The organism is Alsobacter metallidurans (genome assembly GCF_014636935.1).
In the GTDB taxonomy this organism is placed as follows: domain Bacteria; phylum Pseudomonadota; class Alphaproteobacteria; order Rhizobiales; family Beijerinckiaceae; genus Alsobacter; species Alsobacter metallidurans.
The window spans coordinates 270,169-286,679 of sequence record NZ_BMES01000002.1 but is presented as its reverse complement, the minus strand read 5'-3'; the positions used below and the strand labels follow the sequence as shown (position 1 = coordinate 286,679).

Below are 16,511 nucleotides of genomic sequence, written 5' to 3'. Positions count from 1 at the left end.
GCAGAAAGGCGAAGAACGACGATGGTGTGGCGCGACAAGGTCGTCTGGCAGGAGGGTATGTTCCTCCGGGCCCAGCATTTCCAGCAGCAGGACCGTCACATGGCGCACCTGCTGCAAGCGCGCGCCGCGCCGTTGCGGGCTCATCCCTGGGGCGTCACCGAGCTCGCGGTCGATCGCAACCTGCTGGTCTCCGGCCGTTTCGCGCTCTCGGCGGCCTCTGGCATCATGGAGGACGGCACCCCGTTCTCGATCCCCGAAACCGCCGATCCCCCTCTGCCGCTCGATCTGCCCGAGGGCCTGCGCAACGTCGTCGTCCACCTCGCGCTGCCGTTGTACCAGGACGGCCGGCCCGAGGTGACCGCCACCGAGGACGGCCAGGACGCCGTGCGGGCGCGCTACAGCCTGCGGTCCTTCGAGGCTTTCGACACCCATTCGGACAGCACGATCCCGGCCGAAATCGGGGTTGGCCGTCCCCGCTTGCGGCTGATGCTCGCGACCGAGGACCTGACCGGCTACAGCTGCCTGGGATTGACGCGCATCGCCGAGGTGCCGGCCGACCGGCGCGCCCAGCTCGACGAGCTCTTCATTCCGCCATGCCTGCAGATTTCGGCTGCTTCCGTGCTGTCGAACTTCGTCAGCGAGCTGGTGGGCATGCTGACCCAGCGCGCCGACGTGCTGGCCCAGCGCATGGGACAACCCGGCGTGCACGGCACGGCCGACGTCGGCGATTTCCTGCTGCTCAGCATCCTGAATGGTTGGCAGCCCGTGATCGCCCACTGGGCCGACTCGGGCAACGTGCACCCGGAGACGCTCTACACGGCGCTCGCCCGGCTCGCGGGCGAACTCGCCACCTTCTACGCGACCGACAAGCGGGCGACGTCCTATCCGTCCTATCGGCATAACGACCTGCAGCGCAGCTTCACGCCGGTCATCTCGGACCTGCGCCGCTACCTCGGCAGCGACATCGTCACCAAGGCGACCAAGATCGACCTCAAGGACCGTGGCTGGGGTTTCCACACAGGCGCGGTGATGGATCGCAACCTGTTGCGCTCCGCGCAATTCGTGCTCGTCGTGGCGGCCGACATCCCGGGCGAGCAGCTGCGTCGCGTTTTCCCGAACCAGGTCAAGGTCGGCGCGGTCGAGGAGATCAAGCAGCTCGTCAACGTGGCCGTGCCGGGCGTCGTGCTGCGGGCCCTGCCGGTGGCCCCGAAGCAGATACCGTTCAACGCGGGCGCCGCCTATTTCGAGCTCGATCGGGGTAGTCCCTATTGGCAGAAGATGCTGAACGCAGGCGGCTTCGGCATCCATGTGTCGGGTGATTTCCCGAACCTCGGCATGCAACTGTGGGCCATCCGCGCATGAGCGATAACCCGTTCAGCGAACCGGACGACAGCGATCGCACGGTCGTGCAAGGCCTCACGCCCGCCGCCGCGCGGGCGTCGCGTCCGCCGCTCGCCGAACAACCGCGCCCGCAGGACACCACGGCCTTTCAGACGACCTCGTCCGACTCGGCCGAGAGCGTGCCGCGCATCGGCTTGTCGCCGATGGCGGCCGCCGCCGCCCCGCTTCTCGACCTGCTGGCCCGGGTTGGCGCTGGCCCCCAGGAGACATCGGTCCAGCATCCGGACGAGCTGTTGCAGCGGGCGATGCGCGCCGTTCAGGCCTTTCAGGCGGAATGCAAGGAGCTCGGCCTTTCGGACGAGCAGACCAAGGCCGCACACTACATCCTGTGCGTGTCGATCGACGACGTGGCGCTGGCGACGCCCTGGGGCCAGAACGGGTCATGGCCTCTGCGCACCCTCGCGTCGACCTATCACCAGGACGTCAAGGGCGGCGAGCGCTTCTTCGTGCTGCTCGGCAAGATGCAGGAGACTCCTGGCCGCTATAAACAGGCGCTTGAAGTGGCCTATCTGTGCCTTTCGCTCGGACTTCAAGGCCAGTACCGGCTGGCTCGCAACGGCCACGCGGAGCTCGACCGCATTCGCGAGGGCCTGTACCAGCTTCTGGTTCAGCTTCGCGGCTCCTGGGAGCGGGAGCTGTCGCCCCATTGGAAGGGCGTCGATGCGCCCCATCGCGCCCTGGGCCGGCACGTGCCGCTCTGGCTTCCGGCCGCCCTGGCGGCCTCGGTGATCGGCTTTGGATACATCTACCTCTCCGACCGGGTAAACGCGGAGGGCGACGCCGTTCAGCAGCGCATCGCCGCAATGCCGCCCGGGGGGCTGCCCGCGATAGAGCGGCCCCTGCCGGTTGCGCCGCCGCCGCCGCCCCCGCCACCGCCGCCCGACAATGGCGCGACCGCACGCATCAAGCGCTTCCTGGAGCCGGAGGTGCAGGAAGGCCTGGTCACCGTGGAGGGCGATCCGCAACGCGTCCTGGTGCGCGTGCGTGGGCGCGGCATGTTCGCGTCCGGCAGCGCCGACGTCGAATCCCGGTTCCTCACGCTGATGACCCGCATCGGCGTCGCCCTGCAAACGGAGCCGGGCCACGTGCAGGTTCTCGGGCACACCGACAACGTGCCGATCCGGACCGTGCGTTACCCGTCAAACTTCCACCTGTCCGCCGCCCGCGCGAAGGCGGCCGCCGACATCCTGGCGCGGGTCACGCGCGTTCCTACGCGGTTCAGCTCCGAGGGCCGGGCCGACACCGAAAAGATCGCCTCGAACGCCACTCCCGAAGGGCGTGAGGAAAATCGGCGCATCGAAATCGTGTTGTCCACCGAGGGGTCCCGTTGATGCGCTCCCTTATTGCCACGGTCGTCACCGTCGCCGGCCTTTGCAGCCTGGCGGGCGCGCTGCTGATCGCAGGCCTGCTGTGGTTCTTCGCGCCCGTGTTGCTCGGCACCGACCGCGCAATCGTTCAGTGGGGGCTGGCGGCCGTGCCGCCGCTGCTGTGGATTGTGATCGTGGCGCTCGTCACCTGGCGGCGATCGCGTCGCGATGCGGCCCTCGTGTCCGGGGTCGCGGCCACGTCGATCGCGGACGGGCCGGGCCACAAGGCGGTCGCGGCGTCCGAAGAGGACGCCGCGATCTCGCGCCAGCTCACGGAGGCGCTCGGCGCGATGAAGAGCGCGGCCGGCAACCGGGGCGGCTATCTCTATGAACGACCCTGGTATGTGATCATTGGCCCGCCCGGAGCCGGCAAAACCACCGCCATCCAGAACTCCGGCCTGGAGTTCCCGCTGGCGGCCGGCCGGGTCAAGGGAGTAGGCGGCACGCGCAATTGCGATTGGTGGATTTCCGAGCAAGCCGTGCTGATCGACACGGCGGGAAGGTACACGACGCAGGACAGCGACCAAGCCGCCGATCGGGCCGGGTGGGAGCGATTTCTCGACTTGTTGCGTCGGGAGCGGCCCCGTCAGCCGCTGAACGGCGTGATCGTGGCGTTCGGGGCCGACATGCTCAGCCAGCTCGACGAAGCGGCCCGAGACGAGAACGCCCGCGCGGTCCGTCGCCGCATCAGCGAGCTGGAGCAAAAACTCGACCAGCGTCTCCCGGTATATTTCCTGGTTAGCAAGACCGACCTCGTGGTCGGCTTTGCAGAGTTCTTTGACGACTTGAACAAGGAAACGCGCAGCCAGGTCTGGGGCATGACGTTTCCCGAGACCGCTGCCCCGGCCGGCCATGTCGGCCGCTTCGCGGAAGAGTTCTCCGCCCTGGTGGCTCGTCTTCAGGATCGCGTGCTGGAGCGCCTGCAGGCGGAACGCGGCCCCGAGCAGCGGGCCAGGATCGCAGGCTTTCCTGCGCAGTTCGCCTCGCTGGCCCCGGCGATCGAGCCGTTCTTGCGAAGCGCTTTTGGAGGGTCGCAGCTCGAGCAGGCTCCGTTCCTACGCGGTGTCTATTTCACGTCCGGCACCCAGGAAGGAACGCCGATCGATCGGCTGACGGGCGTTCTATCGCGCACCTTCGGGCTGGATGCGAGGCGTCCCAAAGCCGTGCGGGCGCAAGCCGGACGCAGCTACTTCCTTGGCCGACTGCTTCGCGAGGTGGTGTTCAACGAGGCGCGGCTGGCGGCGCGCGACCGTTCGCGCGAACGCCGGAGATGGGCCCTGCAGGCGCTGGCGTGGTCCGCAGCCGTTTTGCTGATCGCGGGCGCCGGCGGCTGGGGCGTTTCAATTGCCCGCACCGAGGCGCGACAGGCCGAAGCCCTCGCGGCTGCCGTGCAAGCCGCGGAGGACAAGGCGGCGTCGCTGACTTTCGATCCCGTGTCCGAGCGCGACCGGGCGCAAGCCGCTTTGCCTTATCTCGACAGCGTGCGCGACCTGCAGACGTCGATCGCCGAGGGGGCGAGCACAAGCAACTTCGGCCTTGGCCAGTCCGACAAGCTCCTGTCCGCGGCGCAGACCGCCTATCGGCACGTTTTGGAGCGCGTGCTCCTGCCGCGCCTCCTGGCCCGGCTGGAAGGTCAGATGCGCGGTGCCATGCAGCGGCCCGACTACCTCTACGAGGCGACGCGCGCCTACCTGATGTTGACCCGGCAGGCTCCCATCATCGACAGGGCGCTTCTGAAGGAATGGATGCGGCTCGATTGGGAGCAGGCCGTGCCCGGCGCGGTCGGCGCGCCTGCCCGCGCCAGCCTCGCCGCACATCTCGACACGCTGCTGCAGGGCGATTTCCCCCGCTATGCGCCGGATACGGCGCTCGTCGAGGAAGCTCGGATCGTTTTCTCCAAGCTGCCCCTGCCGGAAAGGATCTACGGGCGCCTGCGATTGTCGAACGGCTCGGCCGCGCCCTGGCGGGCCGCGGACGTGATCGGCGCAGCGGGCCAGCGTTGGTTCACGGCTCGCTCCGGTGTTCGGCTGGAAGACGTTTCGGTTCCGGGCCTCTACACCATCGAGGGCCTCAATCGCGTCTTTTTATCCCGCCTTCCCGGCGCGGTCGCGGAGGCCGCGTCCGAAAGCTGGATCATCGGGCAGACCCAGACGGCAGCTCTGCTGACCGACCCGAGGCAGCTCGAAGGCGCCATTCTGCGGCTCTACGCGGACGACTACAGCAAGGCTTGGCAACGGGTGATCGGCGACGTGGGGCTGCTTCCGTTCAAGTCGCTCCAGCAGGCGTCGGAAGGGCTGAACGTGCTCGGCGCTCCCAATTCGCCGATCCGCGACCTGATACAGGGCATTGCCCGGCAGTTGTCGCCAAGCGTGCCGCTTCCCGGCGTGGCCGGGAGCCTCCAGGGCGCAGCGCAAAACGCGCTCGGCGGCGCGGCCGGAGCGCCTGGCGCGGGTGGCGACAAAGGCGCAGACGCGGCGGCCGCGTCCAGCAGCGCCGGCCGCCTCGCCAGCGCGGTAGGGGCCGCCGCCGGCCCCTCGCCCACCGCGGTTGTGGGCCAGATCGTGGAGGATCGTTTCCGGGCGCTGCGCGCCGCCGCGGGCGCGCCGCTGGACGCCAACCTGGCGCTCCTGCGCGACGTCTACGGCGTGGTGGCTCCGCTGGCCAATGTGACGCCCGGCTCCGTTCCGCCGCCGCCGCCCGCGGGCCCCGACCCGCTTCAACGACTGTCGTCCGACGCGCGCAACGCGCCCGAGCCGCTGTCGCGTTGGCTCACCGTCGTAGCTCAGTCCACGTCTCAACTGCGAGAAGGCGGCGCCAAATCGGCGATTACGGCCGCCTGGCGGCAAAAGCTCGCGCCATTCTGCCGGCAGGTCGAAACGCGCTTTCCGTTCAGCCGCAATCCCGGCGCGCCCGACATGCCGGTCGACGACTTCACCCGGCTTTTTGGCCCCGGCGGCGGGTTCGACCAGTTTTTCGATCAGATGTTGGCCAAATACGTCGACGCAAGTCAGAAACCCTGGCGGACGGTCGGCGCCGGCGGAGCGCCCGCCCCCGTGTCCGGAGGCGACATCGCCCAATTCGAGCGCGCCCGGGCCATTCGGGACGCCTTCTTTCCCGGAGGCGCGGCAGGCGGCCAAGGATTGCGGTTCGACATGATCCCGCTCGGGACAGACGCCGCCGCCAAGGGCGCGACCCTGGAGGTGGAAGGCGCCAAGACGCAGATCCTGCCCGGCCCCAACCTGGCCCGACCGGTGCAACTCCAATGGCCGGCCCGCAATCCGGTGATCCTGACGTTCGATCCCCCGACCGCGAACCCGATTTCAACGGATGGGCCCTGGGCGGCGCTGAAATTCGTCTACCGGGGCAAGTTGTCGGCCGGGCGCACGCCGGACCAGCAGCGCCTCCTTTACCAGCAAGGTGAACGCAGCGCCGAATTCGTTCTGCGCACCAACTCGGTGGTCAACCCGTTCGGGCTGCGGGAGCTTTCGGAGTTCCGCTGCCCGCAGTTCCCGTCCTAGCCCCGAGAGCTGGGCCGATCTGCCCGGCTTCAAGCGGCCGCTCGAGGAGAACCGGCGCGATGATCGGCTTCTACGGCAAGATCCCGGCGCATGGGGATTTCGTCCGACGCAATGTCCCGGACGCGTTCGTTGCGGCGTGGGACCGGTGGTTGCAGGACGCCATGGCGGCCGTGAAGGACGCCTTCGGGACTGACCTGCACGATGTCTGGGAGCAGGCTCCCGTGTGGCGCTTCAGGATCGCGGGCGCTGAAGGCGTCGCTATCGTCGAAGGGGTGCTTGCGCCGAGCCGCGACTGGGTCGACCGCCTGTTCCCGCTCGCGGTGGTGCGTCTCGCCGGCCCGGATGAACCCGCCGCTCCGCCCCTGTGGTACGAAGACATGGCCGAGCGCGTGAGCCTCGCCTCCCGCCTCCGGATTCGGGCCGACGCCCTGATCGACGAATTGCTCCCATGGGACGATGCCGGCGCATGGCCGCCCGAGCCCGCGCCCGCGCCGGGATGGTGGTCGCCCGGCCGAAGCCGTCTTTCCGACGCGGGCCTGCCCGCTCCGTCCGCCTTCCCGGGCATGATCGCGAGGGCGTCATGACGCTTCGGTTCAACTCCCGTGGCGCAACCCATCCAGGCCGGGTCAGGACCCGAAACGAGGACGCCTATCTGGAGCGGTCCGACATCGGCCTGTGGGCGGTCGCCGACGGCGCCGGCGGTCACGGCGCGGGCGACGTCGCTTCGGCTGCGATCGTCGAGGCGCTGCAGGACATGCCGCAGGGGCTCTCGGCGGCCGAACTGCTGGCCCAGGTGAGGCTGCGGCTGGACGCCGTGCACGAACGATTGCGCGCCGCCGTCAACCCTGACGGGTCGCCGGTCACGATGGCGAGCACGGTGGTGGCCGCAATGGCGCGGGGCAACCACTTCGCCTGCCTGTGGGCCGGCGACTCGCGCGCTTATCTTTGCCGTGACGGCGAGGTGACCCGCCTCACGCGGGACCACAGCCTCGTTCAGGACATGGTGGATGCGGGCATGATCCCGCTCGAAGACGCGCCGCGTCATCCCAAAGCCAACGTGATCACCCGGGCGGTCGGGGCCGCCGATGCGCTGCAGCTGGACAAGGTGGCCGGATTGCTGGAGCCCGGCGACACCGTGATCCTGTGTTCGGACGGCCTGCACGGAGCCCTCCCGTCGCATGACCTGGCCGCGCTGATCGCGAAAGGCTCCGGGCCGGACGAACTCGTCGCAGAAGCCTTGCGCAACGGCGCCCGGGACAACGTCACGGCGCTAATGATCTCGGTTGCAAGCGACGAGGCGGAGCCCGGGGCGGGCGACCGGACGCGGCCGCCTGGGTGATAACCTCATCTGCAGCAAGGCGCAGCAATGCTGCAAAAACGCCATGGCGCCCATACTTCGCCAATGGGCCTGCAGCCTGCGCTAGCGTCCGAGGCGCCGCACGTTGAAACCGCCTCGTCCCAGCAACTCCACCAGCCCATGGGGTCCCGCCAGGTGCGCCGCTCCGACTGCGATCAGCACGCCGCCTTTATCCAGTTCGGGCAAGGCTCGCGCGGCGAAGATGGCTGTCCGCCGCTCCAGGATCGCTTCGAGAAACGCAGGTGGAAGACCCAGCGGCGGCGTTTCCGACAGGTATGACGGCTGCCGCATCCATGCATAAAGGCCGCCGTCATCGCCGGCTTCGTAATACTGAACGGTACGTTCGCGGATCCGCAGATGCTGATCACGTGTCGCCATCATCCGCATCAGGACCTCCGCCAGCACCTGCGGGGGCACGTCGTCGAGCGCCCGCACGGTTTCGACGATCGTCTCGAGCCCGCCGACCGGAAGGTTTCGGCTGGCCGACAGCTCGGCCAACTGAGCGTCGAGGCCGGCTCCCCTATCGGCTTCGCGGCTGCCGTCCTGACCATCCAGAAGCAGTACAAGCGCCGACAGCTTGCCGTCGAGCATCCGCGCCGGGAGGTTGCGTTCCTTCATCCAATTGCCGAGCGCCAAGAAATCGGTTGGCGACAGCAAAGCCTTGGCGCGGCGGGAGGGATCGCTTTCGGCTAGGTCCCTGGCGACGCGTTTCGCCGTTGCGGGAGAACCGTCCATTTGTTTCGGATCCAGCTCCAGCAGAACGAGCCTGACTTCGCCCAGCAAAGGCTCGACCACGCGCGGCAACTTGACCCGCTCGTCGCCCAGATGCAGCGTGCCGACCAGATAGGACGGAGGCGCGCCGGCCCGGACGATCTTGTACACGATCCCGTCCGGCGCCCCCGGCCTTGGGGACGGGCGCGTCTGCGCGGATCCCTGCAGCGACGGGGAGCCTTGCGCGCTCGCCCGCGCCGGCCATCCGGCCAGAACGGCGACGAAGCCCGTTATCATGAGCCCGCAAAGAGCGCCGATGCGCGGGCGGCGTCGCCGAACGACCCGCCCGTTCATTTGAAGTAGTATTCGGAACCGGAGAGCGACCCGTAAACCCACGGTTCCTGCCGGCCGGACGTCGTCTTTAGAACGTCGTCGCGGACGCGCCTGAACACCATGTTGATTTCCGTGTTGGGCTCCTGGATCCGGCGCACGAGCGACTGGACGAAAGGCGAGTTGCGCTGGTTGCCGTCGCTCGCCACTTGCCCGTCTCGCGCCGCGTAAGCCACCAGAACACCGCCTTGCACATCCTCCAGGCGCGCGAGCCCGCGGCTAACCGAGCGGGTCGCGACCGTACGTGCCATGCGGGACGCGAACGGATTGTCCCTGCAAGCGTCCAGGATGACGAGCTTGAGCTTCTTCGCGCCGTCCACGGTGGTGAGCAGGCGATCCAGTGAGATGGTTTCGTCCGGAACGTCGCGGTCGTTCTTCAGCATAGCGTCGGTCGGGATCGTGTAGTTTACGCCGTTCAGCTGAATGCCATGGCCGGCGTAGTAAATGATCGCCCAGTCGGCCTTGTCGGCCTCCGCGGCGAAATCCCGCAACGCCGCCAGCATGGATGCACGATCCTGGTCTGTCCGGACCGTAACGAGCTGGAAGCCGATGCTCTTCAACGTTTCGGCGACCAGATTGGCGTCGCTCTTCGGGTTCGGCAATGCGGGAACGTCGCGGTATGCGCCGTTTCCGATCACAAGCGCCACGCGTCGACCGGGATCTGGCCTGGCCGCCACCGGCTCGGGCGACTTCTTGATGGTGAGTTGGGCGGCTTCCTCGTTGCGCTTGATTTCCTCGAGCTTCGCCAAGACCTCAAGCCGTTGGCGCGCAACCGACTGGGACAGCCGCGTACGATCGCCGTCCAGGGCCGAAGGCAACTTGGTCGCCTTGAGATAATCAGCCCTCGCAAGGTCGATCTCGTGTCGCGCCTCATGCACGAGCCCACGGCCTACGATCCCCTCGGCGAAGTCCGGAACGACCTTCAGGGTCCGGTTATAGTCCGCCAGCGCGAGCTCGTATTCGCCCCGCTCGCGGTACAGATTGCCCCGATAGGCCAAAGCCACAGGGTTGCCCGGGTTGATCGCAATCGCCTTGTCGAGATCCGCGCGAGCGCGCTCGCTGGCGCCGAGCTTTTGCTGCACGTCTCCACGGTTGGCCAAAGCGACGTCAAAACGCGGGTCCTGCAGGATCGCGGCGTCGAGATCCGCGAGCGCGCCTTCGAGGTCGCCGCCGTCGCGCAACACGAGCGCGCGCACGTTGCGCGTGCGGGCGTCGTCGGGCGCGATCGCGACCGCCGCATCCGCATCGTCCTTCGCCTTCGCGAGATTGCCGGACAAGCGCCACGCGTCAGCCCGCACCGACAAGGCTTCCACGTCGTTGGGCGTCTTGGACAGGATGTAGGTCGCATCGCTGATCGCGTCGGCGTATCGGCCCTTGTCGCTCAGTGCAAGAGCGCGATTCTGGTAAGCTTTCGTCGCGTCCGGCTGCAGGACGATCGCGGCGTTCAGATCCTTGATTGCCTCGTCCAGCTTGCGCATATAGTAGAACGACAAAGAACGATTGACGAGAGCTGCGTAGTTCTTCGGCTCTTTCAGCAAGATTTTGTTGAAGTCGGCAACCGAAAGGTTGAATTCCTGCTTTGACTGCAGCGCCGCGCCGCGCAAGTTGACGATGTCCAGGCGGGTGGGAGCCAGCTTCAGCGCCGCGTTAAAGTCCGCGATGGCCCGATCGAGCTCGTTCTTCCTGACCAGCAGCAGCCCGCGGTTCTTGATTGCGTCCACAAAAACCGGGTTCTTGGCGATCGCGGCGTTAAGGTCGGCGATCGCGTCGTCCGTCATGCCGATTTGCGCGAACGCAATGGCGCGGTTGTTGAGATAGCCCGCGGCCGTCTGCGCGTCGGCCGCTCCCTCGATCAGGTGGGTGCAAGCCGGCACGGCCTTCTCGCGCTGAACCGCCGAGCTCTCGCAGAGCGCCTTTTCGCTGAGGGCGGCCTCCTGAGCGCCGAGAGGCGCGCCAAATACAACCGTGCTGAGAACGGCCACCGCCAGCGTGAGCCTCACACCGGCGAGACGCGAGACGAAGGGCCTCTTGTGGAACCGGAGGCGGACCAGCTTTCGCCCGCTGGGCGCCTGCTTGAATACAGTGCTGTATGTACAGTGAAACATACCCGTACCCACCTCACGCTGAGCCTACAGTTCTTTTTCCACGATGTCTTGCCTGGCGTCTGTGTGGGCCCGCACGCGCTCGATCGCCGCGGGGCGACCGCGTCGCGGCCCCGCGCCCGCAGCGGCCATAAGGGCGCTCTGGGCGCACTGGCGTATTGCTGTCGCGATTGCGTGTGCGATGGGGAGAACGAGACCGCACCGCACCCAGGCAGCCGCGGGGACGGAGCATGTCGATGCTGGCCGTCCTGCGCGCCGAGGCTCCGGTTCGTCTCTCGAAACCGGCGATCACCGCGAGATGTAGGTGACCTGCTCGAAGACGCCCGTGGTCTGGTACTGCGGACCTGTGCCGGCCTCGCTCAACTGTCCACCCCACGGATCCAGGTAAACAATCGATCCTTTGCTCGTCACCCGAGAAGCAACGATGAAATGACCACCATTGCGCTTCGCGCCATTATACCATCCCAGAAGAACGATCGCCGGCGTCGTGTCCGAAAGCTTCGACTTGTCGATCTGGGTCCCTTTGCTGAACGCAGTTGAAGAATTCACCTTGAGCCCGTCCAGCTTGAGCGCGTCGATAACCTGCTGCATGAACGTTCCAAAATTCGAGAACTTGTTGGCGAACGTCTTCTCATCATTCGCGAAGGAACTGGCGTTGAAGGTCCTCGGCGCTGGCGGAAATGGAATGAGATCCGAAGGGCAGTTCAGCACGACCCGATTGTATAGTCGCCAGGCCAGGCTCCACTCGTCTTCGGTGGCGGTCGACTGCTTGGCCTGGTTCCGCGCCATCCAGATGCTCGCCACCGCACACGTAGCGGCCTGGTCCTGAGCCCAAAGCTGATGCACGTAGTTGTCGCTGTCTGTCCTGAGCACGACGGTCATGGCGCGTCTCCTGCATCCACGGGCTGATACCAAGCTTAGCCAAAACGGGCCTGTTGACGTGTGCCGCTGAGCACATGACAGACCCGGCTGTGATGAAGAATCTGCAATGCGATCAGCTGACGATTAAGGGTCGGAGTGGCGCTGAAACTTCGCAGGCCGAACCGCTTTGCGCTCATTGGCCATTACCTCGCACGCAGAGATTATCTGGGACATGTCGATATCAGTGTCGAACGGCCGCGAGCTACGAAACTTCATCGCGATCCGGTCGAACGCAGTTGCCACTTAGTTTACTTGCGAAGGATCCGATTTCCGGCCCCTGCGAACAGGGTCACTGGCCATCAGCGTTGTCCCCCGGCAAATAAGGAAAAGAGTATTGGAAATTTTCGCTGGCAACGACCTAGGTCTCTAAATCTCTGGCGCGTCCAACGCGACTCGGACCCGTGCTTTTGCCCTGAAAGGCACAAGGCGGCAGTTGCCCAGAGCGTCTGGGGTAGCCGCTGGGGTACTGTTCTCTCGTGGGCCAAAAGCGACACGATCGTAGAGCTCTAAGCGGTAACTACGAAGGACACCCCTTCCGCCAGTCCGCTCTGTTCCGCTGGGTTGTCGGCGAGCCAAGGTCTGCATAATGCCTTGCCAGACTTTGCCGAAGCACGTGGCGGACCCCGCTGTGTCTGGGGCCCAGCATCATCGCATCAACTCTCGATAGCGCCAGTAGCTTGGCGACGGCCTTGCTGGCAGCCCGTTCAGCAAGTCGGCGCACAACCGGGTCAAGGATCAGCACCCTTTTTTCTAGTCTCCAACCAAGAGTAGAAAGGGTCATGAAGTCGATCTTCACCGAGTTCCGGGGGTGCTGCCGGCGGCTTGATGCCAGGCATTCCAGCGGCTATCCAACGATCAAAAGCTCCATGGTATTCAGCCCATTGCCTTGGGCCACCAACCTGCTCAGCGGTAAAACCCTGCTGCAAGCGCTTCTCAGCCGCTGCCCAAGCTAACTCCTGCTTGTCATGGCTATCGCGGAGGTAGGCCGAGAGACCTAAGATGCAACATACGCATGAGAGGGAGCCGACAGCAAACCATCGTCGGTCGAGTCCGTATTCCGCCAATGCGGAGGCGAGCATCAGCAAAGCGAATGGGACATAAGTAACGACATATGTGTCATTGAATTGGATGTAGCCGACCTGCAGCACGAATAAACTTGCTGCTGTCCCGGCTATAAGAAGCGATTGTGGCTTGGCCGGCCAACGAGCGCATACGTTCGCTAAGCGATCATAAGCGAGCCATGCGCAAGGCGCCACGGCAACGATACCCGCGAGGTCAAGTATCTGGCGTAAGCGCCCCCTGCCAAGGATCGTATCCCACATCCAGAATAGCCCCAGCGATTGCCATGGCAAGCTGCCTACTGCTGCTGGTCGAACGGTCAGCCTAGAGTCAATACATAAACCGATCAGGACTGCTCCGGCCGTTGCGAGAGCCGCGATTAGCATCCCCGGCCTGAGGCGCTTCTTTAGATGAGCCCGAAACATTAATCCCACAATAATTGGGACGACTGGCACCAAAAGAATAGCGAGATACTGAACGAATATCGATATGCGCCAGACCAATTCAAGCAGTAGCTCGCCGGTTGAGTGAGATAAGAAAGCACGCTGTTCTGCAAAGCGATAAAGCTGTGTGACGTTTGGCTCGTTTAATCCAATAATTATCTGTAATATTGCCGCAATGCAGGGCAGCGTGATCGCTAAGGCTGATCTGGACAGGTCAAGTCGTCGCCCTGCACCGGCCAACAGAAGCGCGACTAGCCATCCACCGACTATTGCGACGCCAAATTGCCGTGTTCCTACAGCGGCAGCTGCAGCTACCGAGCCAGCTAATAGGTAGGGCCGGCTACCGGCCATCCCTTTCGAATACAGCGAGACCGCGAGAAACAGCCAAGCCAGAAACTGAATGTCAGTCATAAACGTGAATGTGAGTACGAATAAGAGAGGGCTGGCCATCAACCCCAAGGTGACCAAAGCTGCGTTGGATGGTTCAATTCCAGAATTTTCGAGTAACTGCTTAAATGAGAATGCAAGTAAGCAAAAATAGAAAATCGTGGACAAATTAAGCAAGATTAGAGAGTATCCGAAAAATCTAGAAAGCCCGGCGGCAATATATATCTGCACGGGATTATTTGCCGCTGACCAATTGTCTAATTTGTACGTGCCAGTCTCTAGTAGATAGAGGACTGACCGGGCATAAGCCCAGCTATCATCTTGCGTTAGCATCTCTCGTGCAGGGTTGACTAAAGCTACCGCAATCCCAAAGGTCGCCCAGATGAGAAGGCTGTTGCGGGACATCGTCGAAACGCTCATCCGGTCGCTCCTAGCAGACGGCGGCAGTATCGTGCGGGCTCACATCGCAGTTAGAGTAACCTGCAGAATATGAGACATAATCGATGCGCGAATGAATCGCATGAGCGCCCACCTCGGATGCCTTCGATCTTTCATTCCTTCGAATGATTAATTTGTTCAACGCCTTCGTCTGAGCGCAGCGGTAAGGCTGCGCTTCGTCCCTCTTCCGAGATGTTGCTGCAGAGCTCGACAGGGCGCCTGACGAATGGCAGGTTGTCCTTAGCTTGATCGGAGTTGTTGTTGTAAAAATTGATCCCGATCGGCGCGGATTTGGCTGCCGCTTCCTGCTAAAGCAGACGTCGATTACTGCGGACTCGGTTTGGTAGAGCCCTGCCCCATGGCTGTGTCGCCCTGGTTTCTCCTGGGTTTTAGATAGGCCAGATGTTCAGCCGCTTGAAGGCCTGCGTAAGGGGATCCGAACTTGTCGGACCGATACGTTCTGCCCTGACCCAAGAGCCTGATACGGATCAAGCGCGGTGAATGTGTCTTAGCAAAGACTAGTCGCCGCGTTGCCTCGTTTCGTCCGCCTATCGGGTGATTAAGCGATCGGGATCGACACCGACTGATACAAACTTATCATCTAATTTCGATACTGCCAGTCCGCCATCACGATCCCACCAGCAGATCCGGCGCCTTGGCAGGATTGCGAAGCCGACCTGCACCCTTCCATGGGCTGGTCAGGATTGTTCTGAGCCGCTTTCTCGCCTGGCTGGCCATTGCGGCTCGCCTGGGCGCCAAAAGCCATCTCTTCGTCGTCAAGTCGCGCCTTCCCCAGCCAGCCATTCCTCGATCTGGGGTACGGAATGTTTCGTGAGGTCTGCGGCGCAATCGGTCATTTGCATCGCCCTGACGTTCGGCGAAACGTGATCTCGCAACACTGACAGCGTCCGGGGTGGCGCGATGATGACGACCGCCTTTGCGGTGAACGAATTCGCGAGTTGATCCAGCAGCGCGGCTGTCTCGATCGCGAATTGACGTTCGGCTTCTTCGTGCCAGTCGGTCTGCCCCATGGCGGTTCGACGACTGTCCCCCGCGCCTGAGCGGCCGGGTCGATCGGCGCCCCATTTCTGTGTCGGCGGATTAGGGTCGGCGTCGCTTCGTTGCATCAGGTGAAGCGTCGGCGCAGCAGCGGAGCCGGTATTTCGGAAGAACAGCGATTTGCGCCCGTCGCAAACCAGCACGAGCGAATCGAATGGCGCATATGGCCGGTGCTTTGAGGCAGACATGGGTCTCACCGCGTCGGAGGTTTGAACCAGGCGCCCTTCTCCCGAGCCGGGATCTTGGCGATCATGGAGGCTCGGACACCCGCCTTCCCCGGAAGTGAGTGAAAAGCGGGGACACCAAGGTTTTGCGCGACGAGCTGACCGGGCAGGCCGACAATAAGGCGAGCCTGCGTCGCCTTTACTGATGCGCGTCAAGAGCGGGCAGTTCCGCCCCCTCGCGACGGCCATGTCCCTCTGCTTTCAAACCCGCCGGCATAATTGATCCAGGTCAGCGCCCGTTTTTTCGCTTCGGTCCAGGCTCACACGTCTTGCGGCTGCGTTGAGTGCGTGCCGCCCGATAGGCGGCAGGCGTCTTCGTGGCGATCCCCCGGGAACTATCGTTCAAGCAGCGGAGGATAATCATGACCGAACCCACAAAGCTTCCGGTGAAAGCGGAAAAGTCCGCCATCTCTGGACGGCGCGACTGGACGGCCTTCGAGCGCTTGCGCGCCGACGTTGACCGCCTCTTCGACCAGATGGGCGCAGGAGCTCTTTGGCGGTGGCCTGAGCACCTTCTACAGCCGTCGCTGAGCTCGACGATGTCGAAGGTGAAAGGCGTCTTGCCGGCTGTGGATCTCATTGAGCATGCGGCGAACTATCAAATCGTGGCCGAACTGCCTGGTCTGGATGAGAAATCCGTCGAGGTCAGGCTCGTGAATGGCTCGATCGTCATCAGCGGTGAGAAACACGTTGAGAAGGACGAGACTCAGGGCGACTATCACGTTTCGGAGCGCCGGTTCGGCAGCTTCGAGCGCTCGTTCCCCTTGCCGGACGGCGTCGATGCTTCAAAGATCGAAGCGACGTTCTCTCGAGGCGTATTGACGGTCGTGCTGCCAAAAACCGCCGAAGCGCAGAAAGAGACGAAAATCGTCGTCAAGGCCGCTTGAACACCAAGCCTCGCAAACGCCAGGTCTGCGAGGCTTCTTTTTTCGAGCGCCATTTTCAGATTGCGAGTGATGATGCGAAAGCCAAGCGCGATTCTGGGTGAGGCGTTGACCTCTGGGGCTTCCGAGCCCGAACTACTGCGGGTGTTGGCCGAACAACTCAAACGGTTCGACATCGATGTTGGGGCTGACTTCGTCGGATTGGACCTCGAGGAGCGCCTCATCAGGTTGCGATCAGCGGTTGCAGAGC

General features: G+C 64.2%; 11 protein-coding genes. 6 read left to right on the top strand and 5 right to left on the bottom strand.

Annotation, left to right across the window (positions count from 1 at the left end; genetic code table 11):
- The first annotated feature begins 21 nt into the window (after window positions 1-21).
- Genes tssK through IEV99_RS11660 form a run of 5 tightly spaced genes read left to right on the top strand, consistent with a single transcriptional unit; the run spans window position 22 to window position 7,625 of the window.
- A complete protein-coding gene (gene tssK, locus IEV99_RS11680) occupies window positions 22-1,362 on the top strand; it encodes a type VI secretion system baseplate subunit TssK (protein WP_188517969.1) in 1,341 nt (446 codons plus the stop codon).
- Entirely contained in the window at window positions 1,359-2,732 is a 1,374-nt protein-coding gene (tssL, locus tag IEV99_RS11675; RefSeq protein ID WP_188517968.1) for a type VI secretion system protein TssL, long form, read from the top strand. The genes tssK and tssL overlap by 4 nt, the downstream gene beginning before the upstream one ends.
- Window positions 2,732-6,286: a type VI secretion system membrane subunit TssM gene (tssM, locus tag IEV99_RS11670; RefSeq protein ID WP_188517967.1), complete on the top strand. Its 3,555-nt coding sequence runs from the start codon at window positions 2,732-2,734 to the stop codon at window positions 6,284-6,286. Before tssL ends, tssM begins: the two co-directional genes overlap by 1 nt.
- A 59-nt stretch (window positions 6,287-6,345) precedes the next feature.
- On the top strand, window positions 6,346-6,870 hold the full coding sequence (gene tagF / locus IEV99_RS11665; RefSeq protein WP_188517966.1) for a type VI secretion system-associated protein TagF: 525 nt from the start codon (window positions 6,346-6,348) through the stop codon (window positions 6,868-6,870).
- Window positions 6,867-7,625, top strand: coding sequence for a PP2C family protein-serine/threonine phosphatase (locus IEV99_RS11660; protein WP_188517965.1), 759 nt, complete (start codon window positions 6,867-6,869; stop codon window positions 7,623-7,625). Before tagF ends, IEV99_RS11660 begins: the two co-directional genes overlap by 4 nt.
- Before the next feature lie 81 nt (window positions 7,626-7,706).
- Here the strand turns inward: IEV99_RS11660 and IEV99_RS11655 are convergent, their stop codons facing one another.
- The 5 genes from IEV99_RS11655 to IEV99_RS11635 all read right to left on the bottom strand — a co-directional run bounded on the left by IEV99_RS11655 (window position 7,707) and on the right by IEV99_RS11635 (window position 15,341).
- Window positions 7,707-8,525, bottom strand: a complete 819-nt coding sequence (locus IEV99_RS11655) for a TraB/GumN family protein (RefSeq protein WP_188517964.1) — start codon at window positions 8,523-8,525, stop codon at window positions 7,707-7,709.
- Between the two features lie 179 nt (window positions 8,526-8,704).
- Window positions 8,705-10,726: a caspase family protein gene (locus tag IEV99_RS11650; RefSeq protein WP_188517963.1), complete on the bottom strand. Its 2,022-nt coding sequence runs from the start codon at window positions 10,724-10,726 to the stop codon at window positions 8,705-8,707.
- 408 nt (window positions 10,727-11,134) lie between these two features.
- Entirely contained in the window at window positions 11,135-11,728 is a 594-nt protein-coding gene (locus tag IEV99_RS11645) for a hypothetical protein (RefSeq protein ID WP_188517962.1), read from the bottom strand.
- A 767-nt stretch (window positions 11,729-12,495) separates the two neighbouring features.
- Window positions 12,496-14,076, bottom strand: coding sequence for a hypothetical protein (locus tag IEV99_RS11640; RefSeq protein ID WP_188517961.1), 1,581 nt, complete (start codon window positions 14,074-14,076; stop codon window positions 12,496-12,498).
- Window positions 14,077-14,870: 794 nt separating this feature from the next.
- Complete coding sequence (locus IEV99_RS11635) at window positions 14,871-15,341, bottom strand: host attachment protein (RefSeq protein WP_188517960.1); 471 nt, start codon at window positions 15,339-15,341, stop codon at window positions 14,871-14,873.
- Between the two features lie 398 nt (window positions 15,342-15,739).
- Between IEV99_RS11635 and IEV99_RS11630 the strand changes: the two genes are divergently transcribed.
- Window positions 15,740-16,264 carry an Hsp20/alpha crystallin family protein gene (locus tag IEV99_RS11630; protein WP_188517959.1) on the top strand — a complete coding sequence of 175 codons (525 nt, stop codon included), beginning with the start codon at window positions 15,740-15,742 and terminating at the stop codon, window positions 16,262-16,264.
- Window positions 16,265-16,511: the final 247 nt, after the last annotated feature.